This window comes from Salinigranum sp., from assembly GCF_041641895.1.
GTDB lineage: Archaea > Halobacteriota > Halobacteria > Halobacteriales > Haloferacaceae > Salinigranum.
The window spans coordinates 34231-52803 of the sequence record NZ_JBEPXO010000004.1; the positions used below are offsets into that span (position 1 = coordinate 34231).

General features: G+C 69.0%; 19 protein-coding genes. 15 read left to right on the plus strand and 4 right to left on the minus strand.

Going from position 1 to position 18573, the window contains the following annotated elements; all coding sequences use genetic code 11:
* Window positions 1-17 precede the first annotated feature (17 nt).
* The 5 genes from ACESK5_RS01450 (at window position 18) to ACESK5_RS01470 (ending at window position 5320) form a co-directional block, all read left to right on the plus strand.
* On the plus strand, window positions 18-1856 hold the full coding sequence (locus tag ACESK5_RS01450; protein ID WP_372909761.1) for an aldehyde ferredoxin oxidoreductase family protein: 1839 nt from the start codon (window positions 18-20) through the stop codon (window positions 1854-1856).
* Between the two features lie 266 nt (window positions 1857-2122).
* On the plus strand, window positions 2123-3430 hold the full coding sequence (locus tag ACESK5_RS01455) for a methyl-accepting chemotaxis protein (RefSeq protein WP_372909762.1): 1308 nt from the start codon (window positions 2123-2125) through the stop codon (window positions 3428-3430).
* Between the two features lie 204 nt (window positions 3431-3634).
* A complete protein-coding gene (locus ACESK5_RS01460) occupies window positions 3635-3763 on the plus strand; it encodes a hypothetical protein (protein WP_372909763.1) in 129 nt (42 codons plus the stop codon).
* Between the two features lie 148 nt (window positions 3764-3911).
* On the plus strand, window positions 3912-4685 hold the full coding sequence (locus ACESK5_RS01465; RefSeq protein ID WP_372909764.1) for a P-loop NTPase: 774 nt from the start codon (window positions 3912-3914) through the stop codon (window positions 4683-4685).
* The gene (locus ACESK5_RS01470) at window positions 4682-5320 is read left to right on the plus strand and encodes a hypothetical protein (RefSeq protein ID WP_372909765.1); all 639 of its coding nucleotides are present in this window, start codon (window positions 4682-4684) and stop codon (window positions 5318-5320) included. The genes ACESK5_RS01465 and ACESK5_RS01470 overlap by 4 nt, the downstream gene beginning before the upstream one ends.
* Here ACESK5_RS01470 and ACESK5_RS01475 read toward each other — a convergent pair.
* Window positions 5306-6958, minus strand: a complete 1653-nt coding sequence (locus ACESK5_RS01475; RefSeq protein WP_372909766.1) for an alkaline phosphatase — start codon at window positions 6956-6958, stop codon at window positions 5306-5308. The genes ACESK5_RS01470 and ACESK5_RS01475 overlap by 15 nt on opposite strands.
* 180 nt (window positions 6959-7138) lie before the next feature.
* Between ACESK5_RS01475 and ACESK5_RS01480 the strand changes: the two genes are divergently transcribed.
* The 4 genes from ACESK5_RS01480 to ACESK5_RS01495 all read left to right on the plus strand — a co-directional run bounded on the left by ACESK5_RS01480 (window position 7139) and on the right by ACESK5_RS01495 (window position 9545).
* Window positions 7139-7852, plus strand: coding sequence for a hypothetical protein (locus ACESK5_RS01480; RefSeq protein WP_372909767.1), 714 nt, complete (start codon window positions 7139-7141; stop codon window positions 7850-7852).
* Window positions 7853-8017: 165 nt separating this feature from the next.
* Complete coding sequence (locus tag ACESK5_RS01485) at window positions 8018-8677, plus strand: bacterio-opsin activator domain-containing protein (RefSeq protein ID WP_372909768.1); 660 nt, start codon at window positions 8018-8020, stop codon at window positions 8675-8677.
* Window positions 8678-8774: 97 nt separating this feature from the next.
* The gene (locus tag ACESK5_RS01490; protein ID WP_372909769.1) at window positions 8775-9350 is read left to right on the plus strand and encodes a hypothetical protein; all 576 of its coding nucleotides are present in this window, start codon (window positions 8775-8777) and stop codon (window positions 9348-9350) included.
* Window positions 9351-9422: 72 nt separating this feature from the next.
* Window positions 9423-9545, plus strand: a complete 123-nt coding sequence (locus tag ACESK5_RS01495; protein ID WP_372909770.1) for a hypothetical protein — start codon at window positions 9423-9425, stop codon at window positions 9543-9545.
* Between the two features lie 63 nt (window positions 9546-9608).
* Here the strand turns inward: ACESK5_RS01495 and ACESK5_RS01500 are convergent, their stop codons facing one another.
* The gene (locus ACESK5_RS01500; protein ID WP_372909771.1) at window positions 9609-9995 is read right to left on the minus strand and encodes a CBS domain-containing protein; all 387 of its coding nucleotides are present in this window, start codon (window positions 9993-9995) and stop codon (window positions 9609-9611) included.
* A gap of 284 nt (window positions 9996-10279) precedes the next feature.
* Window positions 10280-11401: a site-2 protease family protein gene (locus ACESK5_RS01505; RefSeq protein WP_372909772.1), complete on the minus strand. Its 1122-nt coding sequence runs from the start codon at window positions 11399-11401 to the stop codon at window positions 10280-10282.
* Between the two features lie 99 nt (window positions 11402-11500).
* On the opposite strand from ACESK5_RS01505, the gene ACESK5_RS01510 reads away from it, so the two are divergent.
* From ACESK5_RS01510 to ACESK5_RS01535, 6 genes are all read left to right on the plus strand, one after another.
* Window positions 11501-12217 carry a sporulation protein gene (locus ACESK5_RS01510; protein WP_372909773.1) on the plus strand — a complete coding sequence of 239 codons (717 nt, stop codon included), beginning with the start codon at window positions 11501-11503 and terminating at the stop codon, window positions 12215-12217.
* A gap of 175 nt (window positions 12218-12392) precedes the next feature.
* Window positions 12393-12755 carry an SHOCT domain-containing protein gene (locus ACESK5_RS01515; RefSeq protein ID WP_372909774.1) on the plus strand — a complete coding sequence of 121 codons (363 nt, stop codon included), beginning with the start codon at window positions 12393-12395 and terminating at the stop codon, window positions 12753-12755.
* A 158-nt stretch (window positions 12756-12913) separates the two neighbouring features.
* Complete coding sequence (locus ACESK5_RS01520; protein ID WP_372909775.1) at window positions 12914-13432, plus strand: DUF6789 family protein; 519 nt, start codon at window positions 12914-12916, stop codon at window positions 13430-13432.
* A 114-nt stretch (window positions 13433-13546) separates the two neighbouring features.
* Entirely contained in the window at window positions 13547-14257 is a 711-nt protein-coding gene (gene coxB / locus ACESK5_RS01525; RefSeq protein ID WP_372909803.1) for a cytochrome c oxidase subunit II, read from the plus strand.
* Entirely contained in the window at window positions 14254-16887 is a 2634-nt protein-coding gene (locus tag ACESK5_RS01530) for a cbb3-type cytochrome c oxidase subunit I (RefSeq protein ID WP_372909776.1), read from the plus strand. Before coxB ends, ACESK5_RS01530 begins: the two co-directional genes overlap by 4 nt.
* Before the next feature lie 11 nt (window positions 16888-16898).
* Window positions 16899-17159: a cytochrome C oxidase subunit IV family protein gene (locus ACESK5_RS01535; protein WP_372909777.1), complete on the plus strand. Its 261-nt coding sequence runs from the start codon at window positions 16899-16901 to the stop codon at window positions 17157-17159.
* A 111-nt stretch (window positions 17160-17270) separates the two neighbouring features.
* On the opposite strand, the gene ACESK5_RS01540 is transcribed toward ACESK5_RS01535, so the two are convergent.
* Entirely contained in the window at window positions 17271-18512 is a 1242-nt protein-coding gene (locus ACESK5_RS01540; RefSeq protein WP_372909778.1) for a nitrate/nitrite transporter, read from the minus strand.
* Window positions 18513-18573: the final 61 nt, after the last annotated feature.

An 18573-nucleotide genomic window follows, 5' to 3' on the forward strand; every position in this document is an offset into this window, starting at 1 on the left:
GTCTCCAACGTCCGCCGATGGCTTCAGGCCCGCCGACCCGGGTGCTCCACGTCGACCTCTCTACCGGCACCGCCACGAGCGAGTCGCTCGCCCCGTCGGTTCGCCGCCGATTCCTCGGCGGCAAGGGAGTCGGGGCCTACACCCTCTACCGCGAGTTGGCGCCGGGGACCGACCCGCTCTCGCCCGACAACGTACTCGTTCTCGCGGTCGGCCCGCTCACCGGCCTGCTGCCGGGCGAACCCCGGTGCGTCGCCGTCACGAAGTCGCCGCTGTCCGGGACATTCACCGACTCGTACGTCGGCGGGGCGTTCGCCGCGCGCCTCCCGAACGCGCTCGGCGACCACGCCGCCGTCGTCGTCGAAGGGGAGGCGACGGAGCCGACAGTCCTCCGACTCGCCGACGGAGCGGCGACGCTCCGACCCACCGACCAGTGGGGCCGGTCCATCCCCGAGACGGACCGCGCGCTCGACGGGGCGACTGCTTGCATCGGCCCCGCCGGTGAACGCCGGGTCCGGTACGCGACGCTGGGCACCGACGGCGGCGACCACCAGGCCGGACGGGGCGGCGTCGGTGCCGTCGCGGGTTCGAAGCGGCTCAAGGCTGTCGTCGCCGACGGCGAACCACGCACCCCCACCGACGTCGGAGACGAAGCCGCCTCGGTCGCCGACGCCTACGACCGCGCGTTCCACGAGAGCGACACCGGACGCTGGCTCGACGCGAGCGGGACGATGGAGACGCTCGACTTCGCCGACGAGGTCGGAGTGCTCCCGACCCGCGGCTGGCAGGCGGACCGGTTCGAGGGGAGTGAACGCATCGGTATCGACGCGGTCCGCGCCGCGGCGACCGCCCGCGAACGCGACGGCGACTTCCGCATCGCGACCGCTCCCTCCGAGGACACCGCCAGCGACGACCGGAACTCCACCGTCCCGCGCGGGGCGACGCCGATGGTGCTGGGGGCCGGCCTCGGCATCGACGACTTCGACGCCGTCGTCGCGCTCGGCGACCGCTGTGACCGACTCGGGATGGACGTCATCAGCGCCGGTAACGCGGTCGCCTGGGCGATTCGTGCGTCGGACACAGGACTCCTCGACGACGTCGAAACGCCGCCGCTCGCGTTCGGTGACCCCGCGGCCGCCGAGGCGCTCCTCACCCGTATCGCCGCGCGCGACGGTGCGCTCGCCGACGCGCTCGCCGACGGCGTCGACGCCGCGGCCGCCCGGTTCGGCGGCGACGACCTCGTCCCCACGGTGAAGTCGGTCGCCCTCCCCGCGTACGACCCGCGTGGCTCGCTGGCGATGGCGCTCGCGTACGCCACGAGCGACCGCGGCGCCTGCCACCGCCGCGCCCGGCCGGTCGTCACGGAAGTGTTCGCGACGGAGAGGTGGTCCCACCGGGAGCGGGCGGAGGCCGTCGCCGCCGAGCAGACGCTACGCTCCGCGCTCTGGTGTCTCGTCGCCGACGACTTCGTCGGCGAGACGCTCTCGGACTACGGCGCGGAGCTCTTGGCGACGGTCGGACTGGCGTACGAACCGGACGAGTTGCTCGACGTCGGTGAGCGCGTCTGGACGCTCACCCGCCTGTTCAACGTCCGCGAGGGGTTCACCCGCGACGAGGACCGCCTGCCGACGCTCGTGCGACAGCCCTCCGCGGACGCCGTCCGCGAGGGGGTCGACCCGGCCACGTTCGACGACCTGCTGTCGACGTACTACCGGGTCCGCGAGTGGGACGCCGAGGGGCGACCGACGCGGGCACTCCTCGACCGCCTCGACCTCCTGGACCTCGTCGACGACGCAACGCCCGTCCCGGGTGGGACGGCGGGCGACGGCAGGAACGACGGCCCGGAGCGCGACGCGTGAGGTCGGAGCCGAGGAGACGCGGGCGGACCGAGTGACGGGTCGGACACGTCTCGGCACGGACGAGGGGGTCCGCACGACGCGAGTCCGCGTCCCGAGCCAGCGAGACGCGTGAGACGCGGTTCGGAACCGTCGGTCCCCCTCGACGACATATCCAGTTTCGATACTTTCTCACCGCAGATAATTCCGACCCGGTAGTCACGCGGAGACGGGTAAGGGTGCTTCCGTCGTGGGTTCCATACGCACGACCCGACGGCGTGCGACGATACATGAGATTCATCCCACACGTCTCGCTACTCTCGACGACGGGACAGAGAGACACGACCGACGGTGCGGTCGACCCGCCAGCCACGGGGGAGACCACAGACGCAGCGAACGCCGCTGACGACCGGACGGAGCAACTCGAGGCGTACCAGCGCACGGTGCTCGACGACCTCCAGCGCAAGGTCGCTCGCCTCGCGAACGGCGACCTCACCGTCACGGCAGACGTCCCCAGACCGCCGGCCGACTACCCGGAACTCCAGACGGCGTACGAGGAGTTCAGTCAGTTGTCGGCGAACCTCACCCGTGCGACGACGAACATCCGTGCGGTCGTCGACGAGGCGACCGACGTCTCGAACGACCTCGCCGCCACCAGCCAGGACGTCAGCGCCTCCACCGAGGAGGTGACTGCCGCCGTCGCGTCCATCGAAGCCTCCACCGGGGAGGTGGCCAGCGGCTCCGAACGACTCGCCACGCAGACACAGACGGCGAGTCAGAACGTCGACGACCTCTCCGCCTCGATTCAACAGATCACCGCGTCCACCCAGGAGATTCGCGCGCGCTCCGAGGAGGCGACGACGCTCGTCGAGGGAGGGACCGAGGACACTCGCCGTGCGCTCGACCGGATTCGGTCGGCGACGGAGGCCTCTCGGGCGGTCGCCAAAGAGATGGACACCCTCGAAGAACGGATGTCCGAGGTCAACAACATCGTCGACCTCATCGTCTCCATCGCGGACCAGACGAACCTGCTCGCGCTCAACGCCAACATCGAGGCCGCCCGCGCGGGGTCTGCGGGCGAGGGGTTCGCCGTCGTCGCCGACGAGGTGAAGTCGCTCGCCCGCGAGTCGCAGACCTCCGCCGACGACATCGCCGACATCATCACCGAACTGCAGACCCAGTCGGAGGAGGTCGTCGAGAGCATCAGGGGGGCCAACACCGAGGTCGAAGAGGGTGCCGACGCCGTCGAGGACGTCGTCTCGACGCTCACTCAGATTCGCGAGCGAGTCGAACAGACCGACCGCGGCGTCGAGGAGATTTCCGACGCGGTCGAGACGCAGGCGCACAACACCGAGCGGGTCTCGGCCGTCGTCGAGGAGTCGTCGGCGCTCGCCGAGGAGATGAGCGCCTCGGTCCAGCAGGTGTCGGCCAGCGTCGACGAACAGTCGACGGCGATGGAACAGATTTCGTCCACCGCACTCCGACTCAGTTCGCGCGGCGAGGCTCTCCACGAACTGGTCGACGCGTTCCGCGTCGAGAAAGACGACACCGCCTCGCTCGACGACCTGACGGACGACATCGACGACCTCTCCGCCTGACCGTCCCCGTCACGGCTCCTGGGGCGGTCCCCGACCCCCGACTCCCGACCGGACCGCGGTCCGACGCACACTGCTCGTTCACGATTTTATGAATGTACTCGACTGGAGAAAGAAGCCGCTAGTGGCTTCGAGAGACGCTCTCTAGTTATATGAAGCGGTATTTTGGACCGGAATGTTATATACCACGCAGTGCTCGTGCGGTGTATGAACACCCACTCCACCCCTGCCCTGGACCACGGTGCGGTCCGACGCCACCTGGAGGTCGCACTGGCCGAGTCGAACGACCCGGAGGTCCGATTCCACCTCCGACAGGCGCTGCAACTCGTCGCCTGACGCGGGTCCCCGGCACGGCCGTCCACTCCGGTCGTCAGCACCGCACCCCCGACGTCGGGCGGACCGCCCCGTCGCGGCCGCACGTACCGACTCTCGGGTTCGATAACGACTCCCGAACGCTTATTCCCGGTTCCGTCACAGAAGGGCTATGGTAGAGGCTATCGCCGTCGCCAGCGGGAAGGGGGGGACCGGGAAGACGACGAGCACCCTCGCCCTGGGGATGGCGCTCGCGGAGACGTACGACGTCACCGTGGTCGACGCCGACACGGGGATGGCGAACCTGCTCTTTCACGCCGGCCTCGACGACGTCAAGGTCACCCTTCACGACCTCCTCGTCGAGGAGACGGCCACGGCGGTGGCGGACGCGACGTACGAGCGGTTCGGGATGCGTGTCGTCCCGTGCGGGACGAGTCTCGCGGCGTTCGAGCGCGCCGAACCCGCTCGCCTCAGAGACGTCGTCGCCGACCTCGCCGCCGACGCGGACGTCCTCCTCCTCGACTCGCCGGCCGCGCTCGACTCGAAGTCGGCCATCCTGCCCGTCGTCCTCGCCGACCGGGTCGTCGTCGTCCTCCAGCCGACGATTCCGGCGCTCTCGGACGGCATCAAGGCGCAGGAGTACGCCCGAACCTACGGCGCGGAGACGGCCGGCGTCGTGTTCAACCGGGTCCGTGACGACGAGGAGACCGAGACCATCGCCCGACAGGCCGAGCGGTACTTCGGCGGCGAGACGCTCGCGCTGGTGCCCGAGAGCGACCTGGTGCGGGCGGCCCGTCGGGCGGGCGAACCGCTCCTGTCGTACGCGCCCGACTCGGCGGCCGCGGCGGCGTACCGGGAGGCCGCACGCCGACTCGACGTCCGCCCTGGCAGCAGCGAGGACGTCGCCGACCGATTCCGGAGCGCCGTCATCCCCGAGCGACTATGAACGTCCCGCGCGGCCGTCTCGTCCGGTCCCGCGTCGTCGACGAACCCGGGACCGTCCTCGAGGCGGCACTCGACGACGGCCTGACCGGCTACGCCGTCTTCGAGCCACAGGACGCGGTGCTGTTCGACGACGGCACACGCTGTGTCGTGACGTTCGAGACGGGCGTGCCCGTCCTGGTCTACGACGCGGCGACCGACCGCGGCGGCCCCGACGCACTCGCCGAGGTGGCCTCGCCCGGTCCCTCGCACGTGGAACTCTACGAACTCTCGCCCCGAGCGGTCGCCGACCTCCACGACGAGCGGACGTTCCGGGTACCGCCGGCCATGCCGGCAGAGCGCCTCGCCGGCGACCCCGGACTGGCCGCCCGGACCCGTGCGGCCGCGCCGGACGAGCGTCTCGACGACCGGGCGGGGAGCGGTAGCGCCGTCGAGGCGTTCCTCGCGGACGAGTCGAAGATCGAGGCCATCCGTGAACAGGCGCGCGAGGAGGCACAGCGCCGTGCCGCCGAGTGGGGCCTCTCCGAGGCGCTCGACGGGGGTCCCTCGGACGCCGACGCCGATGCCGACACCGGCGCCGACGCGGACACCACGACGTCCGAACGGAACCCTGACGCTCCGCCGTCAGGAGACCTGTAGCTCGTAGCGGTCGGCCGGCACCTCGTACCGTACCAGCTCGCGTCTCGTCCCCGGGACGTCGACGTGCTTGTCGACCGCGTAGGTGGTGAACGTACACGTCTCGGGGGTGAACTCCACGACCGAGTAGCCCCAGTGGTGGCTGTCGAAGGCCCGAACGTGAGGGTTCATCCACCGGACGGCCCGCGAGAGCAGTCGGCGCGTCGGCGGCCCGAGGACCGTCCCGCTCACCCCGACCGCTTCGGCGACGTTGACGCTCGTGACGGCGGGCGTCATGAACTCGACGCCCACGCGGGTCGGCGCGCCGTTGTCGCCGAGTTCCGGGTAGGCGGTCTGCTGGTACCCCGCGAGCGACGAGTGCATGTCGCCCGTCAGCGTCACCACCCCCGCGTCCCGCGCCGCTCCGAGCGCCTCGAACACCTCGTCGCGTTCGGCGGCGTAGCCGTCCCACGCGTCCCCGTTCGGGTACAGCGACAGCGGCCCCGCCCCGGCACGGAGCGGTAACGAGAGGACGGCGTTGGCCCACGCGAACCAGGTTGCCGTCGACTCCTCGATTCGGTCGGTGAACCACGCCAGTTGCTCGTCGCCGAGCATCGTCCGGGTCGGGTCGCGGTTCCGTCGCAGGTCGACGTTGACACCGCCGAGGTACCGGCCGCCGGGACGACTCCGGAAGAGGCGCTGGTCGGTCAGCGTGAGGTCGACGAGGTCACCGAACTCGACGCCGCGGTACAGCCGGAAGGAGTCGTGGATGCGGTCGGCGTCGGGGTCGTACCTGACCCGCACGGGGAGGTACTCGTACCACGCCCGGATGCCGGCCCGCGTCAGCTCACGCATGAACGCGGGGTCGTCGCCCCGAGGGTGTCCCGGCGCGGCCGGCGCCCTCTCCTCGTAGTCCCAGTAGCGGTTGTTGGCGACGCCGTGGTCGTCCCACCCGGCGACGACAGTGTGGTTCTCCAGCGCCCGCTGGAAGAAGCGGTCGCTCCGGTACCGCCGGTAGATGTACCGGAAGTCCGCGAGCGACGACGCGCGGTCGTTGCCGCTGGGGAGCGTCATCTCCCGGTCGGGGTACCGGCGACTCCCGACTCCCGTGTACAGTCGGTCCGCCGACTCGTAGATGAGGTCGCCGAGGTGCAGCAGGAAGTCGACGTCTGCGTCGGCAACGTGGTCGAACGCGCCGTAGTAGCCGTTCTCGAAGTCCTGACACGACACCACGGCCAGTCGGACGGCCTCGGGCGTCGACTCCGGGCGGGGGAGCGTCCGACACCGGCCCACCGGCGAGACGGCCCCGTCGTAGACGAACCGGTACGCGTAGGCGGTGTCGGGCTCGAGGCCCTCGTCGAGGTCGACGCGCACGGTGTAGTCGTACTCGGGACCGACCCGTTCTGCCGGCACGAGTCCCTGCACCACGCGCTCTCCGAAGCCGTCGTCCGTCGCGACTTCGACGACGAGCGGTTCGCCTTCGACGACGGCCGCCGGCGCGACGCGCGTCCAGAGGACGGCCCCCGTGGGGGTCGGGCCGCCGCTGGCGACCGACTGCGGGAACGTCTCGCGGGGCCGACGGGCGGCGTCGACCGCACAGTCGGCCGCACTCGCCGCCTCGAGCGACGCGTGAGTCACGTCCGGCCGTGCCTCGCCCGCCATCAGCCGGACGGCCCCTCCACGCCGTAGTGTCGCGTCGCGCGCATGGGTCGCATACCAGTGTCGCCGGACAAAGCCGTTGCGGCGGAGGCTGGTCGGTCGTCCCCGGCGGCCGTCGGGAGCCGTCGAGAGCCGCCGAGGGCGGACCGCTGGGCTTTACCCGCCGCCCGCCGACGGGAGAGCGTGTCACTGCTGCGCCTGTTCGGACTGTTCCGCCCAGAACACTTCGCCGACTGGTACCGCATCGGCGCCGAGTACGTGCTCACCGTCTCCGAGGGTATGGGCTTCGCCGTCGGTGACTTCCCGCTCCGTGCGGAGGAGGCGACGGCGGCACTCCGCGCGGGGCGAACCGACGTCCCGCCCGAGATTGCGCGCTCTATCGCCGCCGACCTCCTCGCCGACGCGACGTTCTCCGCGCCCTACCTCGAGTGGATGCCGCTGTGGTACGAACTCGCGCTGGTCGGCCCCGTGAGCTACGGCGAGTACCGCCTCCGTCGCGTCGCTCACCGATACACCCGCGACTTGGCTCACGTGACCGTCCCCCGGTTCTCCCGGCCGCACGACGTGCTCGTGGACGGCCGACCCGCGGTGTCGTACGTCTCGGGGTTCGCCCGTCGGTTCGTCCTCGCCGACGCCGTCCTCCACCTGGAGTGGTACGCTCACGTCGCCCGCGAGTCGGGTATCCACGTCCCGAGCGGGTTCGTCCAGCGCGCCCGCGAGGAGACAGTCGCGTACTACACCGGACAGGGCGACCTCTCGGACGACGTCCGTCACTTCCAGCGTCTGCTGTTCGCCGACGACGAGTGGGTCCGCGACATCGACGCCGCCTACGACCTCGACAGCGCCCTCTTCGGCCTCTGGGAGCGACTGCTGACGCGGGAACGCGAGCGCCTCTGAAGTGGCCGAACGGTCGCCGCCGAGCGCCGTGACCGCCATCGCAGCAGGGTGAGGCGTCGGCTCGGAACCCGGGGTGACGGTCGTCGACGGGACGCTCGGGACCTCTCCGGCCTGTAATCATATGGTATATGCGTTCCGGGCGACTACGTCTACCCGACTGCACGAATGAGCGTCATCACCGAACTACAGGTCGCCCCCGACGCGTTCAAACTGGGTCGACTGATGCGCCTGCGTGACCACGCGACGGTCGTCCTCGAGCGGATGGTCCCCCTGGGCCAGACGCCCGTCGCGTTCTTCCGTGTCCGCGACGAGGACCGCGACACGTTCGAAGAGGCGCTCACGGACCACCCGTCGGTCGAGACGGTCACCAGACTCCAGCGACGGGAGGGCGAGACGCTGTACGCCCTAGAGTGGACCGCCCCCCGGGACCACTTCTTCGGCGCGATGCGCGCGACCGGCGCACAGCTCGTGAGCGCCACCGGCACGCCCGACAGCTGGACGTTCGAGCTTCGGTTCCCGTCGCACGAGGCGCTGTCGCGGTTCCACGAGCGGTGTGCGGCCGCGGACGTCTCCGTCACGGTCGACCGTCTCTACACTCCGACCGCGCCGGGAGCGGGTCCGTGGTTCGGCCTCACCCCCGAACAGCGTACGACGCTGGTCAGTGCGGTCCACGGCGGCTACTACGACATCCCCCGGGGGATGTCGACGCAGGACCTCGCCGACGAGTACGACATCTCCGACCAGGCGATCACCGAACGCCTCCGCCGGGGCATCGCCAGCCTCGTCACGCACACGCTCTCGGCGACGGACGTAGTCGAGGAGTGACGGCCGGGTGAGAGGGGGGGGTCGTGCACCCCCCCGAGCGTTCGGCTTCCGTCGTCGAGAAAACGTGATATGGGTCGGGCGCGTACGTATTCGCGCTATGACTGACCGGTTCGACCGTCTCAGAGACATCTACTCGCGCCTCGGCGGGGCCTCGGAGTTCACCGAACCACAGCAACAGCCCCGGGGGGCCGTCCACTCCGACGCCGACGTCGACCGGGACGTCCGTGCCCTCGTCGACGAACTGCGCGAGGAGACCGGCTTCCGGACGACGCTCTCCGACGCCGACCTCGTGGCCGTCGTCCGCGGGTTCTACGCCGGGCGGTCGGACGCCGACCTCGCCGCCGGCCTCGGTGTCTCGCCCGGGACCGTCTTCCGGGCGCGGATGAACCTCCACCTCTTCTCCCCGGTGGACGCGCCGCCCGAGTACGACCCGGTCGTCCGGCGCCTCCGTGCCGGCGAGTCGGTCGAGTCGGTCGTGGCCGACACCGACGCGCCCCGCGCCGCCGTCGAGCGTCTGTCGCGTCTCCTTCGGGCGCGCGAGGCGGCCCGTCGCGTGAACTACCGCTACGCGACGGAGTTCGCCGACCTGCTCGACGCCGACGCGGCGGACCACGAACTTGACCAGCAGCTGTGGGACGACCGCCGCGCACTCGTCGACGCTCACGACGACTGAGTGCCGGCGCTCGACGCTGGACCGGTCGGGCGGACACGTACACTTAGGTGGGCTCGGTCTCGACGGGTCGGTATGAGCGACGATCCAGTGCTCTGTCCCGACTGTGGCTGGACCGGCCACCCGACGAAGCTCGACGACGGCGGCGACGCCCGTTCCTGCCCGCTCTGTTCGACCGACATCGAGTTCGTCGACTGAGCGTCGGACCCGCCGCTCTGTGCTCTGAGGCGAGCGGGCGACGAGACGGGACGTCGCTCCCGCTCAGCGCCCGGAGACGTACGCAGTGAGGTCCGTCGTGGTGATGATGCCGACGACGCCCTCGTCGTCGTCGACGACCGGGACGTGGTGGAACCGGTTGTCGATCATCGTGTCCGCGACGTCCGTGATGGGGTGGTTCGCCGTCGTCGTGACCACGTCCGTCGACATGTACGCCGCGACGGTCTCCGCGCTGGCGACGGCGTCGTTGGCGGCGAGGCGGACGAAGTCCGTCGCGGTGAGGATGCCCTCCAGGTGACCCTCCTCGTCGACGACGACCACGGAGCCGATGTTGTGTTCCAGAAGCTGTGCGGCCGCCTCGTCGAGTGGTGTGTGTGGTCTGACCGTCTCGACGGGTGCGGACATGAGTCGGCCGACGAAGATGTCCTCCATACCACGTGGCTCACGGCCACGGCTGATAAGAATTGGTACGCCGGAAGGAGAGACGGCGCGGCGCGGAGACGGTGCGCGGGCCTGCCGCGCACCGCACGCGCGAGCGAATCGGCTGGGGAGGAGGTGGCCTCACCGCGCCCGTACACGGGGGTCGTCCGGCCGCCCGTGCCCGTCTCGACGTGCTCCCGGACGACCCCCGACGGACACTACACTCGGACGGCCCCCGACGGACAACCTCCTCTGGACGTCTCGTTCCGGCCCGGCGTTCGTCGTCCGTCGCTCGTTCACACGCCGACGACGATGGGCACCGGGGTGAACGAGAGCACGCCGAGGACGAGAGTCAGGATGCCCAGGAGCCACCGCCCACGGCCCACGGGGGACGTGTCGAGGGGTGTCACCCCACCGACCCGGCCGAAGGCGAGGGCGATGAACCCCCAGAGTATCCAGATGCCCACCGCCTGGCCTCCCTCGAACACGTAGAGGTAGCCCGCGAGACCGAACAGCGCGGCGGGCACGAGCTTCTGTACCGTCGAGAGCGCGTCGCCGACGAGTGCGCGGGTGACGTGGGCGCCGTCGAGTTGCCCGACGGGGAGGAGGTTGAGGAAGGTGACGAACGCGCCGACCCAGCCGCCGACGACGACGGGGTTGACCATCACGCCCGGCTCCGCGTAGGTGAGCGGCTGGCCGACCCCCCACGCCACGAGCTGGATGAGCGGCGGGTAGCCGAGTTGGACCTGCGTCGCCGCGGTCGTCGCCCCGGCTCCCCCGACCATCGCGCCGGCCTCGATGGGCGGGAGCGAGACGCCGACGGCGGTCACGACGACGGTGGCGACGAGGCCTGCGAGCGGGCCGGCGACGCCGATGTCGAACAGCGCCCGTCGACTCGGGATGTGGTCGTTCATCCGGATGACGGCCCCGAGCGTCCCCAGGAGCGTGGGGACGGGGATGAAGTACGGGAGGGACGCCTCGACGTCGTGGTACCGACTCATGACGTAGTGGCCGAGTTCGTGGATGGCGAGCACGCCCAGCACGGAGACGGTGAAGGGCCACGCCTCGACCGCTCGCCACGGCTGTTCGGTGATGGGGATGCCGTACCAGCCCGCCCCCGCCAGGAGCGTCGTGACCACGGTGGCGACGAACAGCGCGACGTTCGTCCACGGGACGCCGTCGACGCCGGGCGAGCGCCGCTCGGCGACGAGGACGTGTTCGCCGAGGCGCCGTTCGACTCGGACCCGATAGCCGCGCTCGCGGAACGCCGGGGCGAGTCGCTGGACCACCGTCTCCTGTGACGCCAGCGGTTCGCCGTAGTACCTGACCTCCTCGTCGTCGTCGACGTCGACTTCGTAGACGTGGAAGTAGTCGGTGAACGCCTCCGGAGCGGGCGCGTCCGCCGGCAACATCTGCATCGGGCGTGTTAGGGACCGAACGGGTATAGGGATTACCGTGGACGGCGTCGCCGTCGTCCGACTCGAACGCTTTTACGCTCGACTCCCTCTCTAGCAGGTATGAAGCGGCTCCTCTCCAGTATCGGCATCGGCGCGGCGACCGTCGACACCATCCTCCCGCAGGCGGACGTCCGTCCCGGCGAGCAGGTCGGCCTCGACGTCGAACTGCTCGGCGGTGAGACCGCCCAGCGCATCGACGGCATCTACTTCACGCTCAAGGCCGCAGTCGACGGTGACGAGCGGGTCGTCGACCGAATCGACGTCGACGGCTCGTTCACCATCGACCCCGGTGAGGAACGGACCGAACGGGTCGACCTCCACGTGCCGCCGTGGACGCCCGTCACGGGCGGGGGGGTGCGCGTCTGGCTGGAGACCGGCGTCGACATCGACTGGGCCGTCGACCCGTCCGACTCCGACGACGTCGTGGTCGAACCGGGCCCCTACGTGGCGGCGCTGTTCGAGGCGGCGACCGACCTCGGCTTCGAGTTCGCCAGGTCGACGCTCGCCGAGACGCCGTGGCTCGACGACCGTCCGTTCGCACAGGCGCTCGCGTTCGAGCCCGGGCCGCGGTTCGAACACGACGTCGAGCGCCTCGTCCTCACGACCATCCCGCGCGAGGACGACCTCCGACTCTACATCGAGGTCCAGCAGCGCGACGACGTGGCAGACGCAGTCGGGCAGGACTTCAACGAGCAGGAACTCTCGGTGACGGTCACGTACGCGAACCCCGAGATGATCGCCCGCCGCATCACCTCGACCATCGAGGAGTTCCGGTAGCTCCGTCGGCCCCGTCCAGGGCCCCTCGTCGACCGACGAGGGAACCGTGCGCCTCGACTTTCGATTCGAAGGTATCGTGGTCCGAACGCGACAGTATCCGAACAGCAACCGCATTGAACCACGAGTGCGTATCTCTCACCGGCGTCGTGCCGAACGCACGACACAGGGGGATACGATGACCACAACTTCGACAGACACGCGACTCGTGACGCTCGTGCTCGCCGCGCTCGTACTGATCGTCCTCCTGCCACTCCTGTTCGTGGGTGGCGGGATGATGGGGTACATGGGTGGCGGGCCCATGATGGGTGGCGGCATGTGGGCCGACGGCTCGGCCCCAGGCTGGGTGTTCGTCGTCGGTGCGGTGATGCAACTGGCATTCCTCGCCGTCCTCGTCGGCGGAGCGTACCTCGTCTACCGGGCGGTGACCCGTGACGCCGACGAGGACGACGCGCTCGCCGAGTTACGGCTGGCGTACGCCCGCGGTGACCTCGACGACGACGAGTTCGAGCGGCGACGCGAGGTCCTCGAACGCGAGTGAGCGTGAGAGAACCAGTGACGCGAGGGTAGAGTCTGCGCTCGCGCCGTCGTGGCGTGCGACGTCGGACGCCGGTCCACCACCGACGACTGTGCGTAGTGCGTGCACACTCCGTGGATAGTGTCACCATTTATCATGAATGAGCGAGAACAGTGGCGAGTATGAGCAGTGAGACTTCCGAGGCCGACACGGTGGCGCTCGAACAACCCGGCATTGCCGAACTGGGCCTCCCCATCTCGGCGAAAGTCGTCCTCACGTCCATGGCCGGCGGCCTGCTCGGGACTGTGGCGATGCTCCCCGTGCTGGTCGGGGTCCCACAGGCGCTTGGGCTGTTCAGCACCGAACCGATCACCCAGTTCGCCGGCTTCGCGGCGTTCTTCGGCATCCAACCGACGGCCGCGCTCGGCATGGTTATCTTCGGCCTCGGCGGGACGTTCGTCCTCCCGCTCATCTTCCTCGTCGTCGGGTCGTTCCTCCCGCCGCGCGAACCGCGCTACCTCCGCGGGGTGACGTTCGCGGTGTTCTTCTGGACCGGGTTCGCGCCGGCGTTCTGGCCCGGGACCGGTGTGGCCGCCGTCGCCGTCTACCTCGTCGTCTCGCTCGTCGCTCACTGCCTCTACGGGGCGACGCTCGGGTACGTCCTCCACCGGACGACCGGTATCCCACAGCACGACGTCTGAGGCCCGGTCCGGCCGCTTCTGACGGGAATCGACTCTTCGAGTCTCACCACACTCCCGAAACCGCTAAGTATCGCCCTAATTATTATTGGTGAAGGTTGTGTGCTACCAATGACCATGATTGTACCACACGGGCTGCTCGGACTCGTCGCTCAGTCCGGCCTCATCCCCAGAGGGACACGGGTCTTCGTCTTCCAGCGCATCTTCGTCGTGTTCCTCGTCCTCGGCACGCTCGTCGGGGTAATCGTCATCGGCTACATGCTGTACAACGCGTACAAGTACCGCGACACGGGGCAGGAAATCGCCGACGCGGACCAGTTGACGCTGGGTGAACTCCCCTCCGGCGGCGGGAAGGGCAAGAAGCTGTTCACCTCCTTCGCGCTGAGCGCCGTCGTCGTCATCTCGCTCGTCGCGTGGACGTACGGGACGCTCCTCTACGTCGAGGAGGGGCCCTCACAGGCCGAGTCGCTGGAGATAGACGTCGAGGGCTACCAGTTCGGCTGGCGGTTCGTCTACCCGAACGGCCACGTCGAGGACTCGACTGCCGGCGGCGCGTTGCGCGTGCCGGCCGACCAGGCGGTCCGGTTACGCGTGACCTCGAACGACGTCTTCCACAACTTCGGCATCCCCGCGATGAAGGTGAAGACCGACGCCATCCCGGGCCAGACCTCCGAGACCTGGTTCGAGGCCTCGGAGACGGGAACGTACACGGCGAACTGCTACGAACTCTGCGGGGCCGGCCACTCCTACATGACCGCACAGGTCGTCGTGATGGAACCGGACGAGTACCGCGAGTGGTACACTAACCTCAACGAGAGCACGTCATGAGCGACACCGAACCCGACAGCGGACCCGACGCGAGCACCGACACCACGAACACGGACCGACGAGCCACGGACGGTGGTCAGCCCGACGGCGGCACCGTGAGCGGGGAACTCACGGTGCCCGGGGCCGAGACGACACACGACGACCACGGCCACGAGTTCCCCGGCACGAACTCCATCAAGCGGTGGCTCATCACGACCAACCACAAGGACATCGGCATCCTCTACGTGGTGACGTCGCTGTTCTTCCTCGTCCTCGGGGGTGTGCTCGCGTGGCTGATGCGCATCCAGCTGTGGGCGCCTCGTGCGGCGGGCGAGACGGTCATCAGCGCGGGCGCGTACAACCAGGCGGTCTCCGCACACGGACTGCTGATGGTCTTCTGGTTCCTCTCGCCGTTCGCGTTCGGCTTCGCGAACTACGTCGTCCCGCTTCAGATCGGGGCGAAAGACCTCGCGTTCCCCCGGCTGAACGCCCTCAGCTACTGGCTCTACCTCGCCTCTGGCCTGCTGTTCATGGTCTCGTTCTTCCAGGGCGGGACGTTCGCGGGCGGGTGGACCATGTACGCCCCGCTGAACGTCCCGACCTTCACACCCGACGTCGGGGCGTCGACCGCGGTGTTGGCGCTCACGCTGTTCGTCGCCTCGGTCACCGTCTCGTCGGTGAACTTCCTGACGACCATGCACCGGATGCGGGCGAAGGGGTTGACGATGCGGAAACTCCCGCTGTTCACCTGGTCTATCCTCCTGACCGTCTGGATGATGCTGTTCGCGTTCGCGGCGCTGCTCGCGGCGCTCATCATCCTCTCGTCGGACCGACTGCTGGGAACGACCTACTTCGCGATGGAGTCGCCGGCGGGGTCGCTGCTGTGGACCCACCTCTTCTGGTTCTTCGGCCACCCCGAGGTGTACATCGTCTTCTTCCCGGCGCTGGGTGTGATGGCCGAGTGCTTCCAGACCTTCACCGGAAGACGAATCGTCGGGCGCAAGTGGTTCATCGCCGCGATGGTCCTCGTCGCCCTGCAGTCGTTCGTGGTCTGGATGCACCACATGTTCCTGACCACCATCAACCTCCAGATCAAGACGCTGTTCATGGTGACCACCATCGGCATCTCGCTCCCGTTCGACCTGATGGTGTTCGCGCTCATCTACACCATGCTGAAGGGGCGGATTCGCTTCACCACGCCCTTCCTCTTCTCGTTCGGGGCGTTGCTGCTGTTCATCATCGGCGGCATCACCGGCGTCTTCCTCGGTGCGGTGGTGCTGGACTACGAGTTCAGAGGCACCTACTGGGTCGTCGCGCACTTCCACTACGTGATGGTCGGCGGCATCACCGCGCTGGTGGGCGGCCTCTACTACTGGTTCCCGAAGATGACCGGCCGGATGTACGACGAGTTCCTCGGGAAACTCCACTTCGGCGCCTACTTCGTCGGCTTCAACCTCCTGTACTTCCCGCTGTTCGTCGCGTGGGAGACGCCCAGGAGAGTGTTCGACTACGCCCCCGGCCTCGAGCCGTGGCACAAGATCGCGACGGTCGGCGCGTTCGTCCTCGGGCTGTCGTTCCTCATCATGTTCTACAACCTGGGCAAGAGCGCCTTCTCGGGCGAGCCGGTCGACGGCAACCCCTGGGAGTACGCGACCACCGCCGAGTGGGCCGTCGACTCCCCGCCGTCGCTCGAGAACTTCCCCGGGACGCCGACCTACGAGAACGGGAAACTCGAGTTCCTGAAACCCTCCTCGTCGACGGCGTCCTCGGGGGCGAGCGCACACACCGACGGCGGGACACAGACCGACGGCGGCGTGGCGGCGGGCGCCCGCGCCCTCGTCCCGGTCCGTGAAGTCGACACCGTCGAAGACGACGTCCACGCGGACCACGCGAGCATCTGGCCGCTCGCGTTGAGCGTGGGGATGTTCTTCCTCTTCCTCGGCCTGTCGGGTGTCCAAGAGGCCTCGTTCGGCGAGGGGATGATGGCGAACGTCTACATGGCTTCGGCGGCCCTCGGCGGTGCCGTCACTGTCGGTTCGTTGCTGTCGTGGGGCCTCGAACCCTTCACGGCCTTCCCCGGCGGCGAGGGCGAGGCCTGGCCGTTCGGCGGTATCGAGAACGGCAAAGTGGGGATGTGGATATTCCTCGCGAGCGACATCGTCCTCTTCGGCGGGTTCATCGGCGCGTACGTCTTCACGCGCGTCGCCTTCGGCTGGACCGCCTGGGAGCCCGTCCCCAGCAACCCCATCCCCGGACTGATGAACACCTATCTCCTCCTGACGAGCAGTTTCACCGTCGTCCTCGCGCTGGTCGCGGCCGAGAAGAAACACAAGTGGGGCGTCGTGGTGACGCTCACGGCCACGTTCCTCTTGGGACTGGGCTTCCTCGGCAACAAGGCCATCGAGTGGAGCCACCTGTTCCACGAGGGGCTGTGGCTGTCGACGAACGTCCGGACGTCGACGTTCTTCCTCACCACGGGCCTGCACGCGGCACACGTCATCGTCGGCCTGTTCATAACCCTCTTCCTCATCGCGCGCGCTTGGCGAGGCGCGTACCTGGAGGACAACCGCTCGCTCGAGTACTTCGGCCTCTACTGGCACTTCGTCGACATCGTCTGGCTGTTCCTCTTCCCGCTGTTCTACATCCTGTGAGGTGACCAATCATGACATCAACCAAACTGTACACGGCAATCTACGCGGTGTTGTTCGTCTCGGCGACGGTGCAGGTGCTGGTCGAGTTCGCCGGCCTCTCGTACTGGCTGGCGTTCGGCCTCATCATGGTGCTGTCGGCCGTGAAGGCGGTGTTCGTCGCGGCGTACTTCCAGCACCTCCGGTGGGAGCCACGCTCGCTGACGTACCTCGCCGGTATCGGGCTCGCGGCGGCGCTGGCGCTCACCCTCGCGGCGTCGTACTCTATCCTCTGACGCGTCGGCCGACGGCGCGTCTCCGACCGTTTCCGTCTCCTCCGTCCGTCCGCCGTCGGTGTGGACGTCGACTCCTCCCCTGGTTCGGTCTCGGCCGTCGCTCGAGGACGGTCAGCACGTCGCCGCTCCGCCGCCCGACTCGGCCATCCGCCAGACGGTGAGCACGCCTCCCAGTCCGAGCGCGACGGCGAAGCCGAACACCGCGGTGTACGTTCCGGCCGTCGCCACCAGTTCCCCGACTGCGACGGGTGCGACGAACGACCCCAGCCACCCCGCGATGCTCGCGAGCGACACCGCGGTGCCCGCGACGGAGGGGGCGGCGAACTCCTGGACGGACTGGTACAGCAGTCCGATCTGGAGCTGGATGAAGACGCCGGCGAGGACGAGCACGCCGACCAGCGCGGCGACGGTGGTGCTGTAGAGCATGGCGACTGCGAGCACGCTCGCACCGGTGAACGAGGCGGCGAACACGGGACGCCGTCGGTGCTCCAGCCACCCGTCCGAAACCCACCCACCGGCGGGCCGGGCGAGGATACCGATGGCCGGGAACAGCGCGACGAACGAACCGCTCTCGGCGAGCGAGATGCCGAACTGGCTGGTGATGTACGTCGGCATCCACGAGTTGAACACCATGTACAGCGAGTAGCCCAGGAACGTCACCACGACGACCGACCAGACGTTCCGGTTGCCGAACACCCGCGTGAGGTCGCTGAGTGCCGGCGGACTCGTCGACGTGCCGGAGCGGGAGACGCCGCTCGTCACGACGAAGAACGCGGCCGAGACCACCAGCACTGCGGTGCCGAAGACGGGGAACACCCCCGGCCAACCGACGACGCTGGCGATGCGAGGCGCCCCGAACTGTCCGAGCGCGTACCCCGCCGGGTATCCAGAGACGATGACGGACGTCGCCGTCGCCCGCTGTCTCGGGGGGAACGCGTTCGAGGCGACGTTGACGCTCACCACCCACAGGATGAACATCCCGACGCCGGCGAGTAACCGTGAGGCGGTGAGTAACAGGACGCTGGCTTCGGTGGCGGCCAGCCAGTCGCCCGCGCTGCCGACGAAGAGGACGGCACCCGCGAACGGGACGATGCTCCGCGTTTCGATGCGGTCGAGGTAGATTCCCACCGGGAGGCCGATTACCGTCGCGGCGACCTGTGGCATCGAGACGAGCGACGCGGCCGTGGCCTCGCCGATTCCGAGGTCCTCGATTATCAGCGGGAGGATGCTTGCCGGCGTAATCAGATAGGCCCCGACGAACAGGAGCATCACCCACCCGACTGCGAGGGTCGTCCCCTGCGTCGCCGACAGCCCCCGGAACAGATGGCTCTCGGCCCGGTCGGTATCGGTCACACTGACGCTATCACGAGTCGCGTGTAAACTCTGTCGGTCTCCCGTACGACCGGGTGTCCGG